Source organism: Kluyvera sp. CHPC 1.2972, assembly GCF_036759925.1.
In the GTDB taxonomy this organism is placed as follows: domain Bacteria; phylum Pseudomonadota; class Gammaproteobacteria; order Enterobacterales; family Enterobacteriaceae; genus Kluyvera.
Genome location: NZ_JAPKIB010000001.1, coordinates 635,920 through 652,355 on the forward strand (window position 1 = coordinate 635,920; position 16,436 = coordinate 652,355).

Annotated in this window: 17 protein-coding genes; 9 read left to right on the forward strand and 8 right to left on the reverse strand. The window is 55.8% G+C overall.

Features of this window, described 5'->3' with window-relative positions; all coding sequences use genetic code 11:
- Window positions 1–109: 109 nt before the first annotated feature.
- A complete protein-coding gene (alaA, locus tag V6944_RS03025) occupies window positions 110–1,327 on the forward strand; it encodes an alanine transaminase AlaA (protein WP_185666808.1) in 1,218 nt (405 codons plus the stop codon).
- Window positions 1,328–1,411: 84 nt separating this feature from the next.
- Window positions 1,412–2,011, forward strand: a complete 600-nt coding sequence (gene yfbR / locus V6944_RS03030; RefSeq protein WP_035892488.1) for a 5'-deoxynucleotidase — start codon at window positions 1,412–1,414, stop codon at window positions 2,009–2,011.
- A gap of 86 nt (window positions 2,012–2,097) precedes the next feature.
- On the opposite strand, the gene V6944_RS03035 is transcribed toward yfbR, so the two are convergent.
- The 4 genes from V6944_RS03035 to yfbV all read right to left on the reverse strand — a co-directional run bounded on the left by V6944_RS03035 (window position 2,098) and on the right by yfbV (window position 5,733).
- Entirely contained in the window at window positions 2,098–3,930 is a 1,833-nt protein-coding gene (locus V6944_RS03035; RefSeq protein ID WP_185666806.1) for an SLC13 family permease, read from the reverse strand.
- A 100-nt stretch (window positions 3,931–4,030) separates the two neighbouring features.
- Window positions 4,031–4,690: a sugar phosphatase gene (locus V6944_RS03040; RefSeq protein WP_333497826.1), complete on the reverse strand. Its 660-nt coding sequence runs from the start codon at window positions 4,688–4,690 to the stop codon at window positions 4,031–4,033.
- Between the two features lie 11 nt (window positions 4,691–4,701).
- Window positions 4,702–5,196: a YfbU family protein gene (locus V6944_RS03045; RefSeq protein WP_333497827.1), complete on the reverse strand. Its 495-nt coding sequence runs from the start codon at window positions 5,194–5,196 to the stop codon at window positions 4,702–4,704.
- A gap of 81 nt (window positions 5,197–5,277) precedes the next feature.
- Window positions 5,278–5,733 carry a terminus macrodomain insulation protein YfbV gene (yfbV, locus tag V6944_RS03050; RefSeq protein WP_333497828.1) on the reverse strand — a complete coding sequence of 152 codons (456 nt, stop codon included), beginning with the start codon at window positions 5,731–5,733 and terminating at the stop codon, window positions 5,278–5,280.
- Window positions 5,734–6,069: 336 nt separating this feature from the next.
- Between yfbV and ackA the strand changes: the two genes are divergently transcribed.
- Together ackA and pta are read left to right on the forward strand one after the other, a co-directional pair.
- Complete coding sequence (ackA, locus tag V6944_RS03055) at window positions 6,070–7,272, forward strand: acetate kinase (protein WP_333497829.1); 1,203 nt, start codon at window positions 6,070–6,072, stop codon at window positions 7,270–7,272.
- 76 nt (window positions 7,273–7,348) lie between these two features.
- Window positions 7,349–9,493, forward strand: coding sequence for a phosphate acetyltransferase (gene pta / locus V6944_RS03060; RefSeq protein WP_333497830.1), 2,145 nt, complete (start codon window positions 7,349–7,351; stop codon window positions 9,491–9,493).
- Window positions 9,494–9,588: 95 nt separating this feature from the next.
- Here the strand turns inward: pta and yfcD are convergent, their stop codons facing one another.
- The 4 genes from yfcD to V6944_RS03080 all read right to left on the reverse strand — a co-directional run bounded on the left by yfcD (window position 9,589) and on the right by V6944_RS03080 (window position 12,985).
- On the reverse strand, window positions 9,589–10,134 hold the full coding sequence (gene yfcD / locus V6944_RS03065; protein WP_333497831.1) for an NUDIX hydrolase YfcD: 546 nt from the start codon (window positions 10,132–10,134) through the stop codon (window positions 9,589–9,591).
- Between the two features lie 56 nt (window positions 10,135–10,190).
- Entirely contained in the window at window positions 10,191–10,742 is a 552-nt protein-coding gene (gene yfcE / locus V6944_RS03070) for a phosphodiesterase (protein WP_333497832.1), read from the reverse strand.
- A gap of 55 nt (window positions 10,743–10,797) precedes the next feature.
- Window positions 10,798–11,442 (reverse strand): glutathione transferase, encoded by a 645-nt coding sequence (yfcF, locus tag V6944_RS03075; RefSeq protein ID WP_333497833.1) that lies wholly within the window; start codon window positions 11,440–11,442, stop codon window positions 10,798–10,800.
- Between the two features lie 124 nt (window positions 11,443–11,566).
- A complete protein-coding gene (locus V6944_RS03080) occupies window positions 11,567–12,985 on the reverse strand; it encodes an aldehyde dehydrogenase family protein (protein ID WP_333497834.1) in 1,419 nt (472 codons plus the stop codon).
- Window positions 12,986–13,088: 103 nt separating this feature from the next.
- Here V6944_RS03080 and V6944_RS03085 point away from each other — a divergent pair, with 103 nt between their 5' ends.
- From V6944_RS03085 to V6944_RS03105, 5 genes are all read left to right on the forward strand, one after another.
- Window positions 13,089–13,997 (forward strand): LysR family transcriptional regulator, encoded by a 909-nt coding sequence (locus V6944_RS03085; protein WP_333497835.1) that lies wholly within the window; start codon window positions 13,089–13,091, stop codon window positions 13,995–13,997.
- A 54-nt stretch (window positions 13,998–14,051) separates the two neighbouring features.
- Window positions 14,052–14,414, forward strand: a complete 363-nt coding sequence (gene folX / locus V6944_RS03090) for a dihydroneopterin triphosphate 2'-epimerase (protein WP_333497836.1) — start codon at window positions 14,052–14,054, stop codon at window positions 14,412–14,414.
- Between the two features lie 21 nt (window positions 14,415–14,435).
- Window positions 14,436–15,332, forward strand: coding sequence for a TIGR01777 family oxidoreductase (locus tag V6944_RS03095; protein ID WP_333497837.1), 897 nt, complete (start codon window positions 14,436–14,438; stop codon window positions 15,330–15,332).
- A 231-nt stretch (window positions 15,333–15,563) separates the two neighbouring features.
- On the forward strand, window positions 15,564–15,719 hold the full coding sequence (locus tag V6944_RS03100) for a hypothetical protein (RefSeq protein ID WP_333497924.1): 156 nt from the start codon (window positions 15,564–15,566) through the stop codon (window positions 15,717–15,719).
- A gap of 92 nt (window positions 15,720–15,811) precedes the next feature.
- A complete protein-coding gene (locus V6944_RS03105; RefSeq protein WP_333497838.1) occupies window positions 15,812–16,369 on the forward strand; it encodes a helix-turn-helix transcriptional regulator in 558 nt (185 codons plus the stop codon).
- Window positions 16,370–16,436 lie beyond the last annotated feature (67 nt).

Genomic DNA, 16,436 nt, shown 5'->3' on the forward strand with positions numbered 1-16,436 from the left:
AAAATCTTCTACTGTTAACCCTTCAAAACCCCGGGGATGCGGAGTACATTGTTCCGTGCTGACTTCCACGGCAGGGAGTGGCAATAACAGCTAAAAAGGTCAACGATTCATGTCCCCCATTGAAAAATCCAGCAAGTTAGACAACGTCTGTTACGACATTCGTGGCCCGGTTCTTAAAGAGGCGAAACGCCTTGAAGAAGAAGGCAATAAGGTCCTTAAACTTAACATCGGTAACCCGGCACCTTTCGGGTTTGACGCGCCGGATGAGATTCTGGTTGACGTGATCCGTAACCTGCCTACCGCCCAGGGCTACTGCGACTCCAAAGGGCTGTACTCCGCCCGTAAAGCCATCATGCAGCACTACCAGGCGCGCGGCATGCGCGACGTGACGGTAGAAGATATTTATATCGGCAACGGCGTGTCCGAGCTTATCGTTCAGGCCATGCAGGCGCTGCTGAACAGCGGCGATGAGATGCTGGTCCCCGCGCCGGACTATCCGCTGTGGACCGCGGCCGTTTCGCTCTCCAGCGGTAAAGCGGTGCACTATCTGTGCGACGAGTCCGCCGACTGGTTCCCGGACTTAGACGATATCCGCGCCAAAATTACCCCACGCACCCGCGGGATTGTTATCATTAACCCGAACAACCCAACCGGTGCGGTCTATTCCAAAGAGCTGCTGCTGGAGATTGTTGAGATCGCCCGCGAGCACAATCTGATCATCTTCGCCGATGAAATCTACGACAAGATCCTCTACGACGAAGCACAGCACCATTCGATCGCCGCACTGGCGCCAGATCTGCTGACCATTACCTTTAACGGTCTGTCCAAAACCTATCGCGTTGCCGGTTTCCGTCAGGGCTGGATGGTGCTGAACGGGCCGAAAAAGCACGCCAAAGGCTATATTGAAGGGCTGGAAATGCTGGCCTCCATGCGCCTGTGCGCTAACGTTCCGGCGCAGCACGCTATTCAGACCGCGCTGGGCGGCTATCAGAGCATCAGCGAATTCATCACGCCGGGCGGCCGCCTGTATGAACAGCGCAACCGCGCGTGGGAGCTTATCAACGAGATCCCAGGCGTCTCCTGCGTGAAGCCGAAAGGCGCGCTGTATATGTTCCCAAAAATTGATGCTAAGCGCTTTAACATCCATGACGATCAGCGCATGGTGCTCGACTTCCTGCTGCAAGAGAAAGTACTACTGGTTCAGGGAACCGCCTTTAACTGGCCGTGGCCGGATCACGTGCGTATCGTGACTCTGCCGCGTGAAGATGACCTGGAGATGGCGATTACCCGCTTTGGTCGCTTCCTGTCGGGCTATCACCAGCTCTGATGCTGCGTATGGCCGCTGGTATTTGCATCCAGCGGCCATCTCAGCGCACAATGCCTTTACTGTTGTTAACGCGTAAGGGTCGTTATGAATCAGAGTCATTTTTTTGCCCACCTCTCCCGCCTCAAGTTAATCAACCGCTGGCCGCTGATGCGCAACGTGCGCACCGAAAACGTCTCTGAACACAGTTTGCAGGTCGCGATGGTCGCCCATGCGCTCGCTGCCATTAAAAATCGTAAGTTCAACGGTCAGGTCAATGCCGAGCGTATCGCGCTGCTGGCGATGTATCACGACGCCTCTGAAGTGTTAACCGGGGATTTACCTACGCCGGTGAAGTATTTCAACTCACAGATTGCGCAGGAATATAAAGCAATTGAGAAAATCGCCCAGCAGAAGCTCATTGATATGGTGCCGGAAGAGCTACACGATATTTTTGCGCCGCTGATCGACGAGCATCAGAGCAGCGATGAAGAAAAAGCGATTGTGAAACAGGCTGATGCGCTATGTGCTTATTTGAAGTGTCTGGAGGAGCTGTCGGCGGGCAACAATGAATTCCTGCTGGCGAAGGGCCGTCTGGAGAAGACGCTGGCCTCGCGCCGCAGCGAAGAGATGGACTATTTTATGGCGGTGTTTGTGCCAAGCTTCCATCTTTCGCTCGATGAAATAAGCCAGGATTCACCGCTGTAGCTGTCTGTATCCCCGGCGTCGCATTCGCTCGGCCGGGCTACAACATTGAACGTAGCCCGGCCGAGCGCAGCGACGCCGGAGAAGCATCAGAACGGGAACAAAATCGGCACCAGCACGACGCAGACAATCATCACCAGGACGGTAAACGGCACGCCGATTTTCACGAAGTCGCTAAAGCTGTACTTCCCAGGCCCCAGCACCAGCGTATTCACCGGTGAAGAGACCGGCGTCATAAACGCCGCGGACGCCGCCATCGCCACTATCATCGCAAACGGATAGGGTGATACCCCCATCGATTTCGCCGTCGCCAGCGCAATTGGTGCCATCAGCACCGCCGTGGCGGTGTTGGAGATAAACAGACCGATTGCCGCGCACATCACAAACAGACAGCCCAGCATCAGATAAGGCCCCTGCCCGCCGCCGATATCCATCAGCCCTTTCACCACCAGGTCAACCCCGCCGGTCTTTTGCAGCGCCAGCGCGAACGGCATCATGCCGACAATCAAAATAATGCTCGGCCAGTGAATAGACTTGTAGGCGCTCTGAGCGTCAATACAGCGGAATTTCCCCATCAGCAGACAGGCAATGATCGCCGCAATCGGATTCGGGATTTCATCGGTCAGCATCAGCGCAACCATCAGCACCAGGCAGAAGATAGCGTGAGGGGCCTGGCTGTGTGCCGGTGAAGCATCGCTCACTTCCACCGGCAGATTCAGCACCACGAAGTCACGGCCGTTTTGCGCCAGCTGGCTAATCAGCTTCCAGTTGCCCACCACCAGCACGATATCGCCCAACTGCAGCGGTTCATCCACCACCGAGCCGTCCAGCGCCTCGCCGTCGCGCTTCATGCCAACCACGTTGAGGCCATAGCGGGTACGAAAGCCCATTTCACGCACGCTTTTGCCAAGCAGTTCAGATTCCGGGATCAGCGACACCTCCGCCATCCCCACGTCCAGCGCCTGGTCGGAGAAGTATTCACCGCGCAGTACCATCGGCTCCAGCATCTGCTCACTGCAGAACTGGCGCAGGTCAATTTCCGCCGCCGACATATCGATCAGCAACACATCGCGGGCGCGGAATTCCGACACCCCGTTCACGTTCACAATCACCCGACGGAAACGACGCCAGCGCTCAACGCCGATAATGTTAGCGCCGTAACGTTCACGCAGCTTCATGTCGTCCAGACGCTGACCAATCATCGGCGAGCCGGGGCGAATCGCCAGACGACGGGCACGCCCGGTAAGGTGATAATCGCGGATAAGGTCACGGAAGGTGCTGCGTTTGCGGCCATCGCGCGACGTATTACCGTCATCGCCTTTCAGCATAAAACGCATCACCAGCATGTAGAAGATGCCAAGTACCAGCACCACAAGGCCAATCGGCGTCACGCTGAAGAAACTAAATCCTTCCAGCCCTTCGCGAATAAGCTCACTGTTAATCACCAGATTTGGCGGCGTGGCGACCAGCGTCATCATGCCGCTGATAAGCCCGGCAAAACTGAGCGGCATCATCAGGCGTGAAGGCGAAATATTCATGCGCGCAGAGACGCTGAGCACCACCGGAATGAAGATGGCCACGACCCCGGTGGAGCTCATAAACGCCCCCAGTCCGGCGACCGTCAGCATCAGGAAAACCAGCATTTTGGTTTCGCTGCTTCCTGCGGCCTGCACCAGCCAGGAGCCCATGTTGGTTGCTACGCCGGTTCGCACCAGGCCATCGCCGATGATAAACAGCGCGGCAATCAGAATAACGTTAGGATCGCTAAAACCGGAAAACGCTTCGCTGAGCGTCAATGTACCGCTGAGAACAAAAGCGACAATAATGCCCAAAGCGATCGCATCCATGCGTACTTTGCCGGTGGCAAAAAGGACAACCGCAATCGCTAACAGACAGAGCACCCAAATCAGTTCACCGTTCACAACACTTCCTTGTCATCAGATAAGCGGTAAGGACTTCAACTAAAGGTATTCACCATAGTGACAGAAAAAAGCCCCAACGGTGTGGGGCTAAATCATAAGATCAGGCATTCTGCGTGACGTTGACCGTGCCATCCGGCAACTTCTCAACGCGAAGCGCCGAGAGCGTGGAGAGCACAAAATCAACCTCAAGCAGTTCCGGCGTTTCCGGCGGTACGTTAACGGCAGCCACGTGACAGCCTGCCGCGAGGCCAGACTGCACGCCCGCGGGCGCATCTTCCACCACCAGACATGCCTGCGGTGGTAGCGCCAACTGTTCAGCCCCCAGCAGATAAGCATCTGGCTGCGGTTTACCGCGCTTCACCTGTTCGGCGGTCACAAAGGCGTTCGGCTGCGGAAGCCCGGCCGCGCGGTGGCGCGCATAGGCCACCGGAATCGACCCCGAAGTCACAATCGCCCACGGAATCGCGTTGGCCTCCAGATGCTCCAGCAGTTCAACGGCCCCCGGCAGCGCGCGGATACCGTTAAGATCTCCCGCTTCTATCTGCTCCAGCCGTAAGAACTCCGCCTGAATTTCCGCTTCCGATTTACCCGGCATAAAGTGGCGCAGCGTAGTGATAGCCTGTTTGCCGTGGATGTAGTCCAGCACCGCTTCCGGATCAACGCCGTAGCTGTCGGCCCAGAAGCGCCAGGAGCGTTCAATCACCGCCAGTGAGTCCACCAGCGTGCCGTCTAAATCAAAGAGGAAACCTCGACACTGCACGGTAGCCTCCATCAGGCGTTAATGATTTGGTTAATTTCGTTGCTGCTCAGGTGATACTGACGCGGACAGCCGTGCCAGACGTTCAGCATGCGCTGGTATTTGTCCCACATTGGGGTTTGCGCGTTAAAACCGTGAGTACCGGCATCAAAGTGGGTGTAGCGACCTTCAATGTTGACCATAAAGCGGACGTAACCAAGGAAGCGCGCTTCGGTAGCGGCATCAAAGCCGAGGAAGGTGACGCGGCGTTCGTCGATAGTGTTAGCGTCTTTCAGGTTAGTCCAGGAGACGTGCAGCGCGTGGTACATCTCCATGATGTCGATAACAATACGGCAGGTCTCTTCTTTGAGTTCCCCAAATTCCCTGTCCAGTTCACGCATCTGTAAACCATAACCCCGTTCGATGATGGTTTGCAGGCGGCGGTAGCGCTCAGCGTTGTCGGGATCAAGCATGGTCATCATTTTGTATTGGTTAGACAAAATCAGACGTTGAGCATGGGTCATTTCCATTTTTCGACTCCTGTTGCGCTTTGCAGCATAAAAAAAGACACAATGATTGTGTCTTCTTTTATATGCGTTTTTCGCCCTCAATTACAAATCATCGAGGAAAGTTTTATCCAGTTGTTTGAAGGCGCGCTTAAGCGTGTCAGCCAACGCCTGGTAATCCGGCTTGCCTTCGACCGGTGCCAGCGCCTGCCCTGACTCCTGCAATTTACCGCGCACTTCATAAAACCACTGCAATATAGAAGGGGGTAACGGCGTCACCGAACGTTTACCCAGCCACCATAGCCCCTGCATTGGCAGGCTCAGCGCAAACAGCGCGGTAGCAACCGCGGGGCCAAGTTGGCCGCCAAGTGCGATTTGCCAGCACAGCGTAAAGATGGCCAGCGGCGGCATCAGACGGATGGCGTGACGCGTTGCACGGATCACGCGGTTTTCAACAAACACCGGTGCGAGCCGTTTTTCCAGCGGCCACGTCTTTGCATAAAACTGCCCCCGGCTAAACAAACTGAAGAAACTGACCGGGCGTTGTTCGGGTGTCGACATGGCTTACCTCAACTTCACATATAAAAATTAAAATTTTTTTTAAAACAACAACTGAGTATGACATCGTTCAAAAAATTTTGGCATAGACCCTGCAATCGGGTATTCTGTGCCAGCTTGGGATAACGCGATTCTATACGCTCCAGCACTTCAAATTATCGCATATTCTGCCATTGGCGGAAAATTATGCAAAATGACTTAGAATCAATATGTATTTCTTAGATCATGCCTGAAAAGTGTCTCGGGCATGATGTTAATCATAAATGTCGGTGTCATCCTGCGCTACGCTTTATGACTCATTGACGTTTTTTTAGCCACGTATCATAAATAGGTACTTCCATGTCGAGTAAGTTAGTACTGGTTCTGAACTGCGGTAGCTCCTCCCTGAAATTTGCCATCATTGATGCAGTTAACGGTGAAGAATACCTCTCTGGTTTAGCCGAGTGTTTCCATCTTCCAGAAGCACGTATCAAGTGGAAAATGGATGGCGGTAAACAAGAGGCCGCTTTAGGTGCAGGCGCCGCTCACAGTGAAGCGCTGAACTTCATCGTTAATACTATTCTGGCACAAAAACCAGAACTGTCCGCTCAGCTGACCGCTATCGGCCACCGTATCGTACACGGCGGCGAGAAGTACACTAGCTCCGTGGTGATCGACGAATCCGTCATCCAGGGCATCAAAGACTCTGCGTCCTTCGCACCGTTGCACAACCCGGCTCACCTGATCGGTATCGCTGAAGCGCTGAAATCCTTCCCTAACCTGAAAGACAAGAACGTTGCCGTATTCGACACCGCGTTCCATCAGACCATGCCGGAAGAATCTTACCTTTATGCTCTGCCATACAGCCTGTACAAAGAGCACGGCATCCGTCGTTACGGCGCACACGGCACCAGCCACTTCTATGTGACTCAGGAAGCCGCTAAAGCGCTGAACAAGCCGGTTGAAGAACTGAACATCATCACTTGCCACCTGGGCAACGGTGGTTCCGTTTCTGCAATCCGCAACGGCGTGTGCGTAGATACTTCTATGGGTCTGACCCCGCTGGAAGGCCTGGTAATGGGTACTCGCTCTGGCGACATCGACCCAGCCATCATTTTCCATCTGCATGACACTCTGGGCATGAGCATCGACCAGATCAACAAGATGCTGACCAAAGAGTCTGGCCTGCTGGGTCTGACCGAAGTGACCAGCGACTGCCGTTATGTAGAAGATAACTACAAAGAAAAAGCTGACGCTAAACGTGCAATGGACGTTTACTGCCACCGCCTGGCGAAATACATCGGCTCCTACGCTGCGCTGATGGAAGGCCGTCTGGACGCGGTTATCTTCACCGGTGGTATCGGTGAAAACGCGGCAATGGTTCGTGAACTGTCCCTGGGCAAACTGGGCGTTATGGGCTTCGAAGTTGATCACGAACGCAACCTGGCTGCCCGTTTCGGCAAGTCTGGCTTCATCAACAAAGAAGGCACCCGTCCTGCCATCGTTATCCCGACCAACGAAGAACTGGTCATCGCACAAGACGCGAGCCGTCTGACTGCCTAATATCACACCGCCAGCCTAGCTGGCGGTGCTGTTTTGTATCCCGCCTGAAACTGGCGGTAACGAAAGAGGATAAACCGTGTCCCGTATTATTATGCTGATCCCTACCGGAACCAGCGTCGGCCTGACCAGCGTCAGCCTTGGCGTTATCCGTGCTATGGAACGCAAAGGCGTTCGTCTGAGCGTCTTTAAGCCAATCGCTCAGCCACGCACCGGTGGCGATGCGCCTGACCAGACTACCACTATCGTTCGCGCTAACTCATCTACCACAACGGCCGCTGAGCCGATGAAGATGAGCCACGTAGAAGCCCTGCTCTCCAGCAATCAGAAAGATGTGCTGATGGAAGAGATCATCGCTAACTACCACGCGAACACCAAAGATGCTGAAGTGGTTCTGGTTGAAGGCCTGGTCCCGACCCGTAAGCACCAGTTTGCTCAGTCTCTGAACTACGAAATCGCGAAAACGCTGAACGCGGAAATCGTCTTCGTTATGTCTCAGGGTACCGACACCCCAGAGCAGCTGAACGAGCGTATTGAACTGACTCGTAACAGCTTCGGCGGCGCGAAAAACACCAACATTACCGGCGTTATCGTTAACAAACTGAACGCGCCGGTTGATGAACAGGGCCGTACTCGCCCAGACCTGTCTGAGATCTTCGACGATTCTTCCAAAGCGAAAGTCGTTAAAATCGATGCCGACCAGCTGAAAACCTCCAGCACCCTGCCTATTCTCGGCGCGGTACCGTGGAGCTTCGATCTGATCGCCACTCGTGCTATCGATATGGCGCATCACCTGAATGCGACCGTGATCAACGAAGGCGACATCAACACTCGCCGCGTGAAATCCGTCACCTTCTGCGCACGTAGCATCCCGCACATGCTGGAGCACTTCCGTGCAGGTTCCCTGCTGGTCACTTCCGCAGACCGTCCTGACGTTCTGGTTGCTGCGTGCCTCGCCGCAATGAACGGCGTAGAGATCGGTGCCCTGCTGCTGACCGGCGGCTACGAAATGGACGCGCGCATCACTAAGCTGTGCGAACGTGCATTCGAAACCGGCCTGCCGGTATTCATGGTGAACACCAACACCTGGCAGACCTCTCTGAGCCTGCAGAGCTTCAACCTGGAAGTTCCAGTTGATGACCGCGAGCGCATCGAGAAAGTTCAGGAATACGTGGCGAACTTCATCAATCCAGAGTGGATCGACTCCCTGACTGCGACTTCTGAACACAGCCGTCGTCTGTCTCCACCTGCGTTCCGCTACCAGCTGACCGAGCTGGCACGTAAAGCCGGCAAACGCGTCGTTCTGCCAGAAGGCGACGAACCACGTACCGTTAAAGCGGCGGCGATCTGTGCTGAACGTGGTATTGCGACCTGCGTGCTGCTGGGTAACCCAGACGAGATCACCCGTGTTGCTGCGTCTCAGGGCGTTGAACTGGGCGCTGGCGTTGAAATCGTTGACCCAGAAGTGGTTCGCGAAAGCTACGTGGCTCGCCTGGTCGAACTGCGTAAGAACAAAGGCATGACCGAAACCGTTGCCCGCGAACAGCTGGAAGACAACGTGGTTCTCGGTACCCTGATGCTGGAACAGGACGACGTTGACGGTCTGGTTTCCGGTGCGGTTCACACCACTGCGAACACCATTCGTCCACCGCTGCAGTTGATTAAAACTGCACCGGGCAGCTCTCTGGTGTCCTCCGTGTTCTTCATGCTGCTGCCAGAACAGGTTTATGTTTACGGCGACTGCGCGATTAACCCGGATCCAACAGCAGAGCAGCTGGCAGAAATCGCGATTCAGTCCGCTGATTCCGCGATTGCCTTCGGTATCGAACCACGCGTTGCGATGCTCTCCTACTCCACCGGTACCTCTGGTGCAGGTAGTGACGTAGAGAAAGTGCGTGAAGCCACTCGTCTGGCGCAGGAAAAACGTCCTGACCTGATGATTGACGGCCCACTGCAGTACGATGCTGCGGTAATGGCTGACGTAGCGAAATCCAAAGCACCGAACTCTCCGGTTGCAGGTCGCGCTACCGTGTTCATCTTCCCGGATCTGAACACCGGTAACACCACCTACAAAGCGGTACAGCGTTCTGCCGACCTGATCTCCATCGGGCCGATGCTGCAGGGTATGCGCAAGCCGGTGAACGACCTGTCTCGTGGCGCGCTGGTAGACGATATCGTCTACACCATCGCTCTGACCGCGATCCAGTCTTCACAGCAGCAGTAATCCTTAGGCCACCCGTTCGCGGGTGGTTTAAAGGCAAAAAAAATCCGGAGACGGGAAACCGCTCCGGATTTTTTGTATCTGGTGTTTAGCCGCGCTTATTCCGCTTCTTCTTCAACGTGAGCTTCGTTGTTAGCATTGCGGGTCATCCACAGCGCCAGCGCCTTCAGCGAGTCGTCGGTAAACTCATCGCAGCGCGCGGTGATCTCTTCCGGCGTCATCCAGCGAACTTCGCTCACTTCTTCTTCCTGTAGCGCAAACGGCCCGTGAGAAACGCAGCTGAACAGGCTTCCCCAGACGCGACAGTGCTTATCTTCAAAGTAGAACTGCCCGTGATCGGCAAACGGTACGCCAGCAATACCCAACTCTTCTTCCGCTTCGCGGCGAGCAGACTCCAGTAGCGGTTCATCAGCCTGAACGACACCCCCAGCGGTGGCGTCCAGCATACCCGGCTGGTAATCTTTCGTCTCCGTACGGCGCTGTACCAGAATTTTCCCCATTCCGTCGTGGACGACGATATAGGTTGCCCGGTGCCGCAGACACTGCGCGCGCATCTGCTCACGGCTCGCTTGCGCGATGACCTCATTGTCTTCATTGACAATATCGACCCATTCCGTGCTTGCCAAATGATTCTGCTCGACCATCCGTAAACCTTAAATTGAAAGCGCTCTTACGGCGCGTTTTATGATTGATGGGTAACTTACGGGTTAATGGCAACCTCTGCAATAACCTGTTGATCATTGAGTGCGAAAACCTGCAGCCTACCCTCGTCAAGCATCCCATAGCTTGCGGCAAAACCGCCTTTAGGAATGCTAACCGAACCGGGATTAAATAAGAATATATCGCCGCGTTTTTCTGCCACCGGCAGGTGCGTATGGCCGTAAATCAGCACGTCTCCTGCCGACAGCGGCGGGAGATTATCAGGATGATAAAGATGGCCGTGGGTCAGAAACAGGCGCTGCGAATCGGTGAGCACCTGCTGCCAGGACGCGGTGATGGGAAACGAAAGCAGCATCTGGTCAACTTCGCTATCGCAGTTGCCACGCACCGCAATAATGCGATCGGCGATGGTGTTCAGCCGCTCTGCCACCTGCGCCGGGGCGTAACCTTCCGGCAACGCATTACGCGGCCCGTGGTTGAGTACATCACCCAGAATAACCAGCCAGCGAGCGCCGCTCTCAGCAAACCGCGCCAGCACGCGTTCGGTAGCCGGTAGCGAGCCGTGAATATCCGATGCAAACATCAGTTTCATGAATCAATTCCCCACAATGATAACCTTGCCATCATAATGGATTTCCACACTTTTTTCAGCCTGTGCGTTTTGCCGAAAGTGCAACATAGCGCTGCACAGAAGCTCGCTGCCACTGGAATGTGGCGTAGTCGGCGAGGCGTTCTGGAACGTCATCGCCGTTCAGCACCAGGCGGTTAAGCATTAGCGCCAGGTCTGTATCGGCAAGACACCACTCACCAAACAAATTAGGCCGACCGTCGGCCAGTAATGCACTGGCAGTGTCAAACAGTTTAGCCGCGCTTTTGCGCCCTGCTTCGGTCAAAGGTGCTTTTTTCTCTCCGGCGAAAATGACCGCCGTGGATCGCTCTTCGCGAATGGGCATCAGGTCGCTGCGTAACCACGCCTGAATCTGCCGCGCACGGGCACGTTTTTGCAGGTCGTGAGGGTACAAACGCTCCCACTCCGGCGGTGCAAAACGTTCATCAAGGTATTCGGTTATGGCGGAAGATTCGCTGAGCTCAAAGCCATCAACATCCAGCAGCGGCACGCGACGGGTAGCAGAGTAACCGCGCCAGCCCGGCTGGAGGTGTTCGCCAAGGCCGAGATTGACGGTTTTGAGGGTAAACGGCAGCCCCTTTTCCTGCAGGGCAACGTAGACGGACATCACGTAAGGCGAGAAAAAATCGGAATCAGACCAAAGCGTTATCACAGGCTGGCTCATAGCGTCCTCAATCACGGGCAGGAGATGCACGAACGATGGACGCAGAACGCGTCCACCCAATATGCTGTCAACATAGCCTGTCTGGCGGGCGATGTCACTTGCCCGCAACATGAGGATTTTGCAATCAGCCGACCACCAGCGTTTTCGGCTCCAGATAGGCCTGCATCCCCCATTTGCCCATCTCACGACCCAGACCTGACTGCTTCACGCCGCCAAACGGTGCCAGTGGCTCATGTTCAAGCGTATTGACCATCACGCGGCCGGATTCAATCCGCAGCGCCAGCGCTTCACCACGCTCGCGTGAGCCACTCAGCACCATGGCGTTGAGACCATAATCAGTATCGTTGGCAATCGCCAGCGCTTCGTCCTCGTCGCGATAAGGAATAATCACCAGCACCGGCCCGAAGATCTCTTCACGGGCGATACGCATCTGGTTGTTCGCATCGGTAAAAATGGTCGGCTTCACGTACCAGCCTTTTTGCTGACCCGCAACGCGTCCTTCTCCGCCTACCAGAATTCGCGCCCCTTCCTGCTGACCCAGTTGAATATAGTTCTGCACGCGCTGCCACTGTTTCTGGCTAACCATCGGGCCAATCACCGTCTCGCTATCACGCGGGTCGCCGGAGGTGAATCCGCTAACCGCCTCGATAAACGCCTGTTCGAACTCTGCCTGACGAGAGGCGGGCACCAGAATGCGCGTCCCGGCGATGCACGCCTGTCCGCTATTCATAAACCCGGCTTCCAGCGCCAGATGTACCGCCGTCTTCACGTCCGCATCATCGAGGATCACGGTCGGCGATTTGCCCCCCAGTTCCAGCGTAACGCGCTTAAGCGTGCGGGCGCCGCTTTCCACAATGTGTTTCCCCACCGCCGTCGAACCTGTAAAGGAGATTTTGGCGATGTCGGGATGGTGATTGATGGTGTCACCCACGACGTCGCCCCGCCCGGTGACAATGTTAAACACCCCCGCCGGAATCTGCGCGGCGTGCAGCGCTTCGGTGACAATCTGCGTCTGCCAGGCGCTCATTTCACTCGGTTTGATAACCGCAGTACATCCAGAAGCCATCGCGGTCGCTAGCTTATTGCAGATAAAACCAGCATCGCTGTTCCACGGCGTAATCAGCCCGGCGACACCGACCGGCGTCATCACCACTTTGGCGCGGCCTACCCTCTCTTCAAAGCTAAATTGTGTCAGCGCATCGATGGCGCAGCGAATGGTCTGCGCCGGCCAGGCCGCCATCCAGAGTGCGCGTGCCGATGGCGCGCCGTACTCGGAGATAAGCGCTTCCAGCAGGTCCGCTTCTCGTGCCTGTACGGCCAGGTACATTCTCTCCAGCACCGCTTTGCGCTCTTCACGAGTGGTCTGCGACCAGGCCGGGAACGCGGCTTTCGCGGCGGCAATGGCGCGCAGGGTGTCCTCTTCATCCGCCAGTCGCACCTGGCCAATCACCGCTTCAGTTGCCGGGTTAAACAGGTCAAAAAGCTCGCTGCCGTGTGGGGTAACAAACTCGCCGTTGATGTAAATCTGGTTGATGTGCAGCATGATTCGGTCCTTTCATCGTGGGATGTCGTGCAGTATAGGAGCGGCGCATCGTTACGATAAGAGGGTATAATATGGACGACCTGTCACGAAAATCGGAACAATCATGCACCGCAGCGGCCTTACCGAACTTGAAATCGTCCTTGCCGTCACCCGCCAGCAAAGCTTTCGCGCCGCCGCGCGCGAGTTGGGAATGTCGGCGACAGCCGTCAGCAACGCCGTCGCCGGGCTGGAGTCACGGCTTAACGTCCGGCTTTTTAACCGTACCACCCGCAGCGTCGCGCTAACGGAGCAGGGCCAGCGCTACGTGGCGCGTATCGCTCCGGCCCTGGCGGAAATACAACGTGCCGCCGAGGAGATTGCCACCGAGCCGGGAAACCCAACGGGGACGCTGCGCATCAACGCCCCGCGCGAGTGCGTGTCGCTGCTGTTCCGGCTGTTTGATACCTATCTGCAGCGCTACCCGCAGATGCGCCTGGATATCACTACCGAGTCACGACTTATCGACATCGTCGCAGAGGGATTTGACGCGGGTATCCGTCTCGCCGAGTCCGTCCCGCAGGATATGATTGCCGTCGCCCTGACGCCAGATGCGCGGATGCTGATTGTCGGCTCGCCGGACTACTTCGCGCGTCACGGTACACCGCGTTCGCCTGACGACCTCCAGCAGCATCAGAGTATCGGCATGCGCATGTCTCATGGCGGCGTTTACCACTGGGAACTGGCGCGCCATCAGCAAAAATTTACCGTGAATATTCCACCGCGGATCGTCGTCAGCGAGATGCAGGCTATTCATCGCGCGGCGCTGGCTGGACTGGGGCTGGCGTTTATTTCAGAATGGTTTATTCAGGACGAACTCCGCAGTGGCAAACTGGTCAGCGTACTGGACGAATGGTGTCCAACCTTTGGCGGCCTGCGTCTGTATTATCCTGGGCACCGGCATGTGCTCCCGGCGCTGCGCACGTTTGTTGAACTGGCGCACGAACTGAACGCGCGCCAGACCCTGCCGCGATAAAGATGCTTTAGTGTATGATGCACTGGAAAATAAAAATTACGGAGAACACCTGCAATGTCTCAGTCTGACGCCATCATTCGCATCAAAAATTTACGCCTGCGTACGTTTATCGGCATTAAGGAAGAGGAGATTGCCAACCGCCAGGACGTGGTTATCAATCTTGAAATTCGCTACCCGGCGGAAAAGTCGCGCAACAGCGAAGATATTAACGATGCCCTGAACTATCGCACCATTACCAAGAACATTATTCGTCACGTTGAGAATAACCGTTTCTCTTTACTGGAAAAATTAACTCAGGATGTGCTCGATATCGCACGCGAACATCACTGGGTCACTTATGCTGAAGTGGAAGTCGATAAAGTTCACGCGCTGCGCTACGCCGATTCGGTATCCATTACCTTGAGCTGGCAACGCTAAGCGCTCCCTTCGGGAGGTGGCATGAAAATTCTGATTACCGGCGGCACCGGGCTGATTGGCCGCCATTTAGTTCCGCGTTTACTGACGCTCGGGCACACGGTCTGCGTGGTGACCCGTTCTCCTGAAAAGGCCCGCCAGACGCTCGACCCGCGCGTTGAGCTTTGGCCTGGACTACAGAATATGTCATCGCTCGAGGGCATTGACGCCGTTATCAATCTTGCCGGCGAACCCATCGCCGACAAGCGCTGGACGGCGCAGCAAAAGCAGAAGCTGTGCGACAGTCGCTGGGGTATCACCCAGCGAATTAGCGAGTTAATTCAGGCGAGCACGACGCCCCCTTCAGTGCTGATTTCGGGTTCGGCCACCGGCTATTATGGCGACCTCGGCGAGGTTGTGGTCACGGAAGAGGAGCCACCGCATAACGAGTTTACCCATAAGCTGTGCGCGCGCTGGGAGCAGATAGCCTGCACCGCACAGAGCGAGCACACCCGCGTCTGTCTGCTGCGCACCGGCGTGGTGCTGGCGCCGAAAGGCGGCATCCTCGCGAAACTCCTGCCGCCTTTCAGACTCGGTCTCGGCGGCCCTATTGGCAACGGTAGACAGTACCTGGCGTGGATCCATATTGACGATATGGTCAACGGCATTCTCTGGCTGCTGGATAACGATTTACGCGGGCCTTTCAACATGGTTTCTCCCTACCCGGTGCACAACGAGCAGTTTTCCCATGCGCTGGGTCAGGCGCTCAATCGCCCGGCCATTCTTCGCGTTCCCGCCACCGTGATACGCCTGCTGATGGGCGAATCCTCAGTGCTGGTATTAGGCGGACAGCGCGCGCTCCCCAAACGGCTTGAAGCCGCTGGGTTCGCGTTTCGCTGGTACGATTTAGACGAAGCGTTGGGTGATATTCTCGCCCACTGATGCCCCACACGATGGTGATGGCGCCGGGCCATCACCATACTTTTCCTGCTTCTCCCACTTCTGGAATCCGCCACGCATTCCTGTTAACGAGAGCATCTCCCTCTGATACAAACGTGAAGCCGATTCCAACGCGTTATCTCCCGCTTTGTCATAACAGCTCAATGCATATTATTGCGTCAGCCCACTGTTGACATTCGTCAACAAAATATCAATACTCTGCGGGATACATTGATGAAGGAACATCCAGATAAGCATATCAGGGCAGCCATTGATTACGCGCTACAACGTGGTTGGTTGTTTATCACCAGCGGTAAAAGCGCCCACTGTTTTGGTCGTTTGCAGTGCGGCGTGGCTGAGCATCGGGATCATATGATGAGCATATGGTAGACACCTGCCGTTCCGCTGCACCACGCCCGGCAAATCATGCGCATGGTCGACCGCTGCCAGCCCAAACATTCGTAGAGCAAGGGAGAAACGAAATGCCGTTATTTAACTTTACGCTAACGCTTTCAGGTGTTAGCCGCAGCACGACAAATCTTGAAGAGGCGTTCTATCATGCACATTGCGATGATGCGCTGATCTGCTTTTACGGGACGGCGGTCTATCTCGATTTTGACCGCGAAAGCGACACGCTGGAGCAGGCCATTCTTTCCGCCATTCGCGACATTGAATCCGCCCCCTCACTCAATGCACGGGTCGAATCGGTCGACTCGACCCTGGTCGGGCTTAGCGATATCGCCGAACTCACCGGCGTCTCCCGCCAGGCGATTTCACTGCTTAAAGATGGCGCTCGCGGCGGCGGTCAGTTTCCCGCCCCCATTCAACGCGTCAAGGGCAACTCCCCGCTCTGGCGGTGGCAGACGGTCGTACAATGGCTGGTGACGGAGGGTCGCATCGCCGAGACTTCGCCGATGGTCGCACATGCCCGCACGTTGGATAACCTGAACCTGGCACTCCAGCTTCGCGCCTCTCAGGAGAGCAAAACGGTACTGCACTATTTTGCACGCCTGGAACGCACGACGGCCTTCAGCGGCTAATTCCGTGCCATTCCATCATCGCCGGTGCTAAAGTACAGCCTCAGATTTGGCTTAATGGCATAGGAAA

Bases quoted from the DNA above. Each gene is read 5' to 3' on its own strand.
- alaA (WP_185666808.1), top strand. From the start codon at position 110: ATGTCCCCCATTGAAAAATCCAGCAAGTTAGACAACGTCTGTTACGAC.
- yfbR (WP_035892488.1), top strand. From the start codon at position 1,412: ATGAATCAGAGTCATTTTTTTGCCCACCTCTCCCGCCTCAAGTTAATC.
- V6944_RS03045 (WP_333497827.1), bottom strand. From the start codon at position 5,196: ATGGAAATGACCCATGCTCAACGTCTGATTTTGTCTAACCAATACAAA.
- yfbV (WP_333497828.1), bottom strand. From the start codon at position 5,733: ATGTCGACACCCGAACAACGCCCGGTCAGTTTCTTCAGTTTGTTTAGC.
- ackA (WP_333497829.1), top strand. From the start codon at position 6,070: ATGTCGAGTAAGTTAGTACTGGTTCTGAACTGCGGTAGCTCCTCCCTG.
- yfcD (WP_333497831.1), bottom strand. From the start codon at position 10,134: ATGGTCGAGCAGAATCATTTGGCAAGCACGGAATGGGTCGATATTGTC.
- yfcE (WP_333497832.1), bottom strand. From the start codon at position 10,742: ATGAAACTGATGTTTGCATCGGATATTCACGGCTCGCTACCGGCTACC.
- yfcF (WP_333497833.1), bottom strand. From the start codon at position 11,442: ATGAGCCAGCCTGTGATAACGCTTTGGTCTGATTCCGATTTTTTCTCG.
- V6944_RS03080 (WP_333497834.1), bottom strand. From the start codon at position 12,985: ATGCTGCACATCAACCAGATTTACATCAACGGCGAGTTTGTTACCCCA.
- V6944_RS03085 (WP_333497835.1), top strand. From the start codon at position 13,089: ATGCACCGCAGCGGCCTTACCGAACTTGAAATCGTCCTTGCCGTCACC.
- folX (WP_333497836.1), top strand. From the start codon at position 14,052: ATGTCTCAGTCTGACGCCATCATTCGCATCAAAAATTTACGCCTGCGT.
- V6944_RS03095 (WP_333497837.1), top strand. From the start codon at position 14,436: ATGAAAATTCTGATTACCGGCGGCACCGGGCTGATTGGCCGCCATTTA.
- V6944_RS03100 (WP_333497924.1), top strand. From the start codon at position 15,564: ATGAAGGAACATCCAGATAAGCATATCAGGGCAGCCATTGATTACGCG.
- V6944_RS03105 (WP_333497838.1), top strand. From the start codon at position 15,812: ATGCCGTTATTTAACTTTACGCTAACGCTTTCAGGTGTTAGCCGCAGC.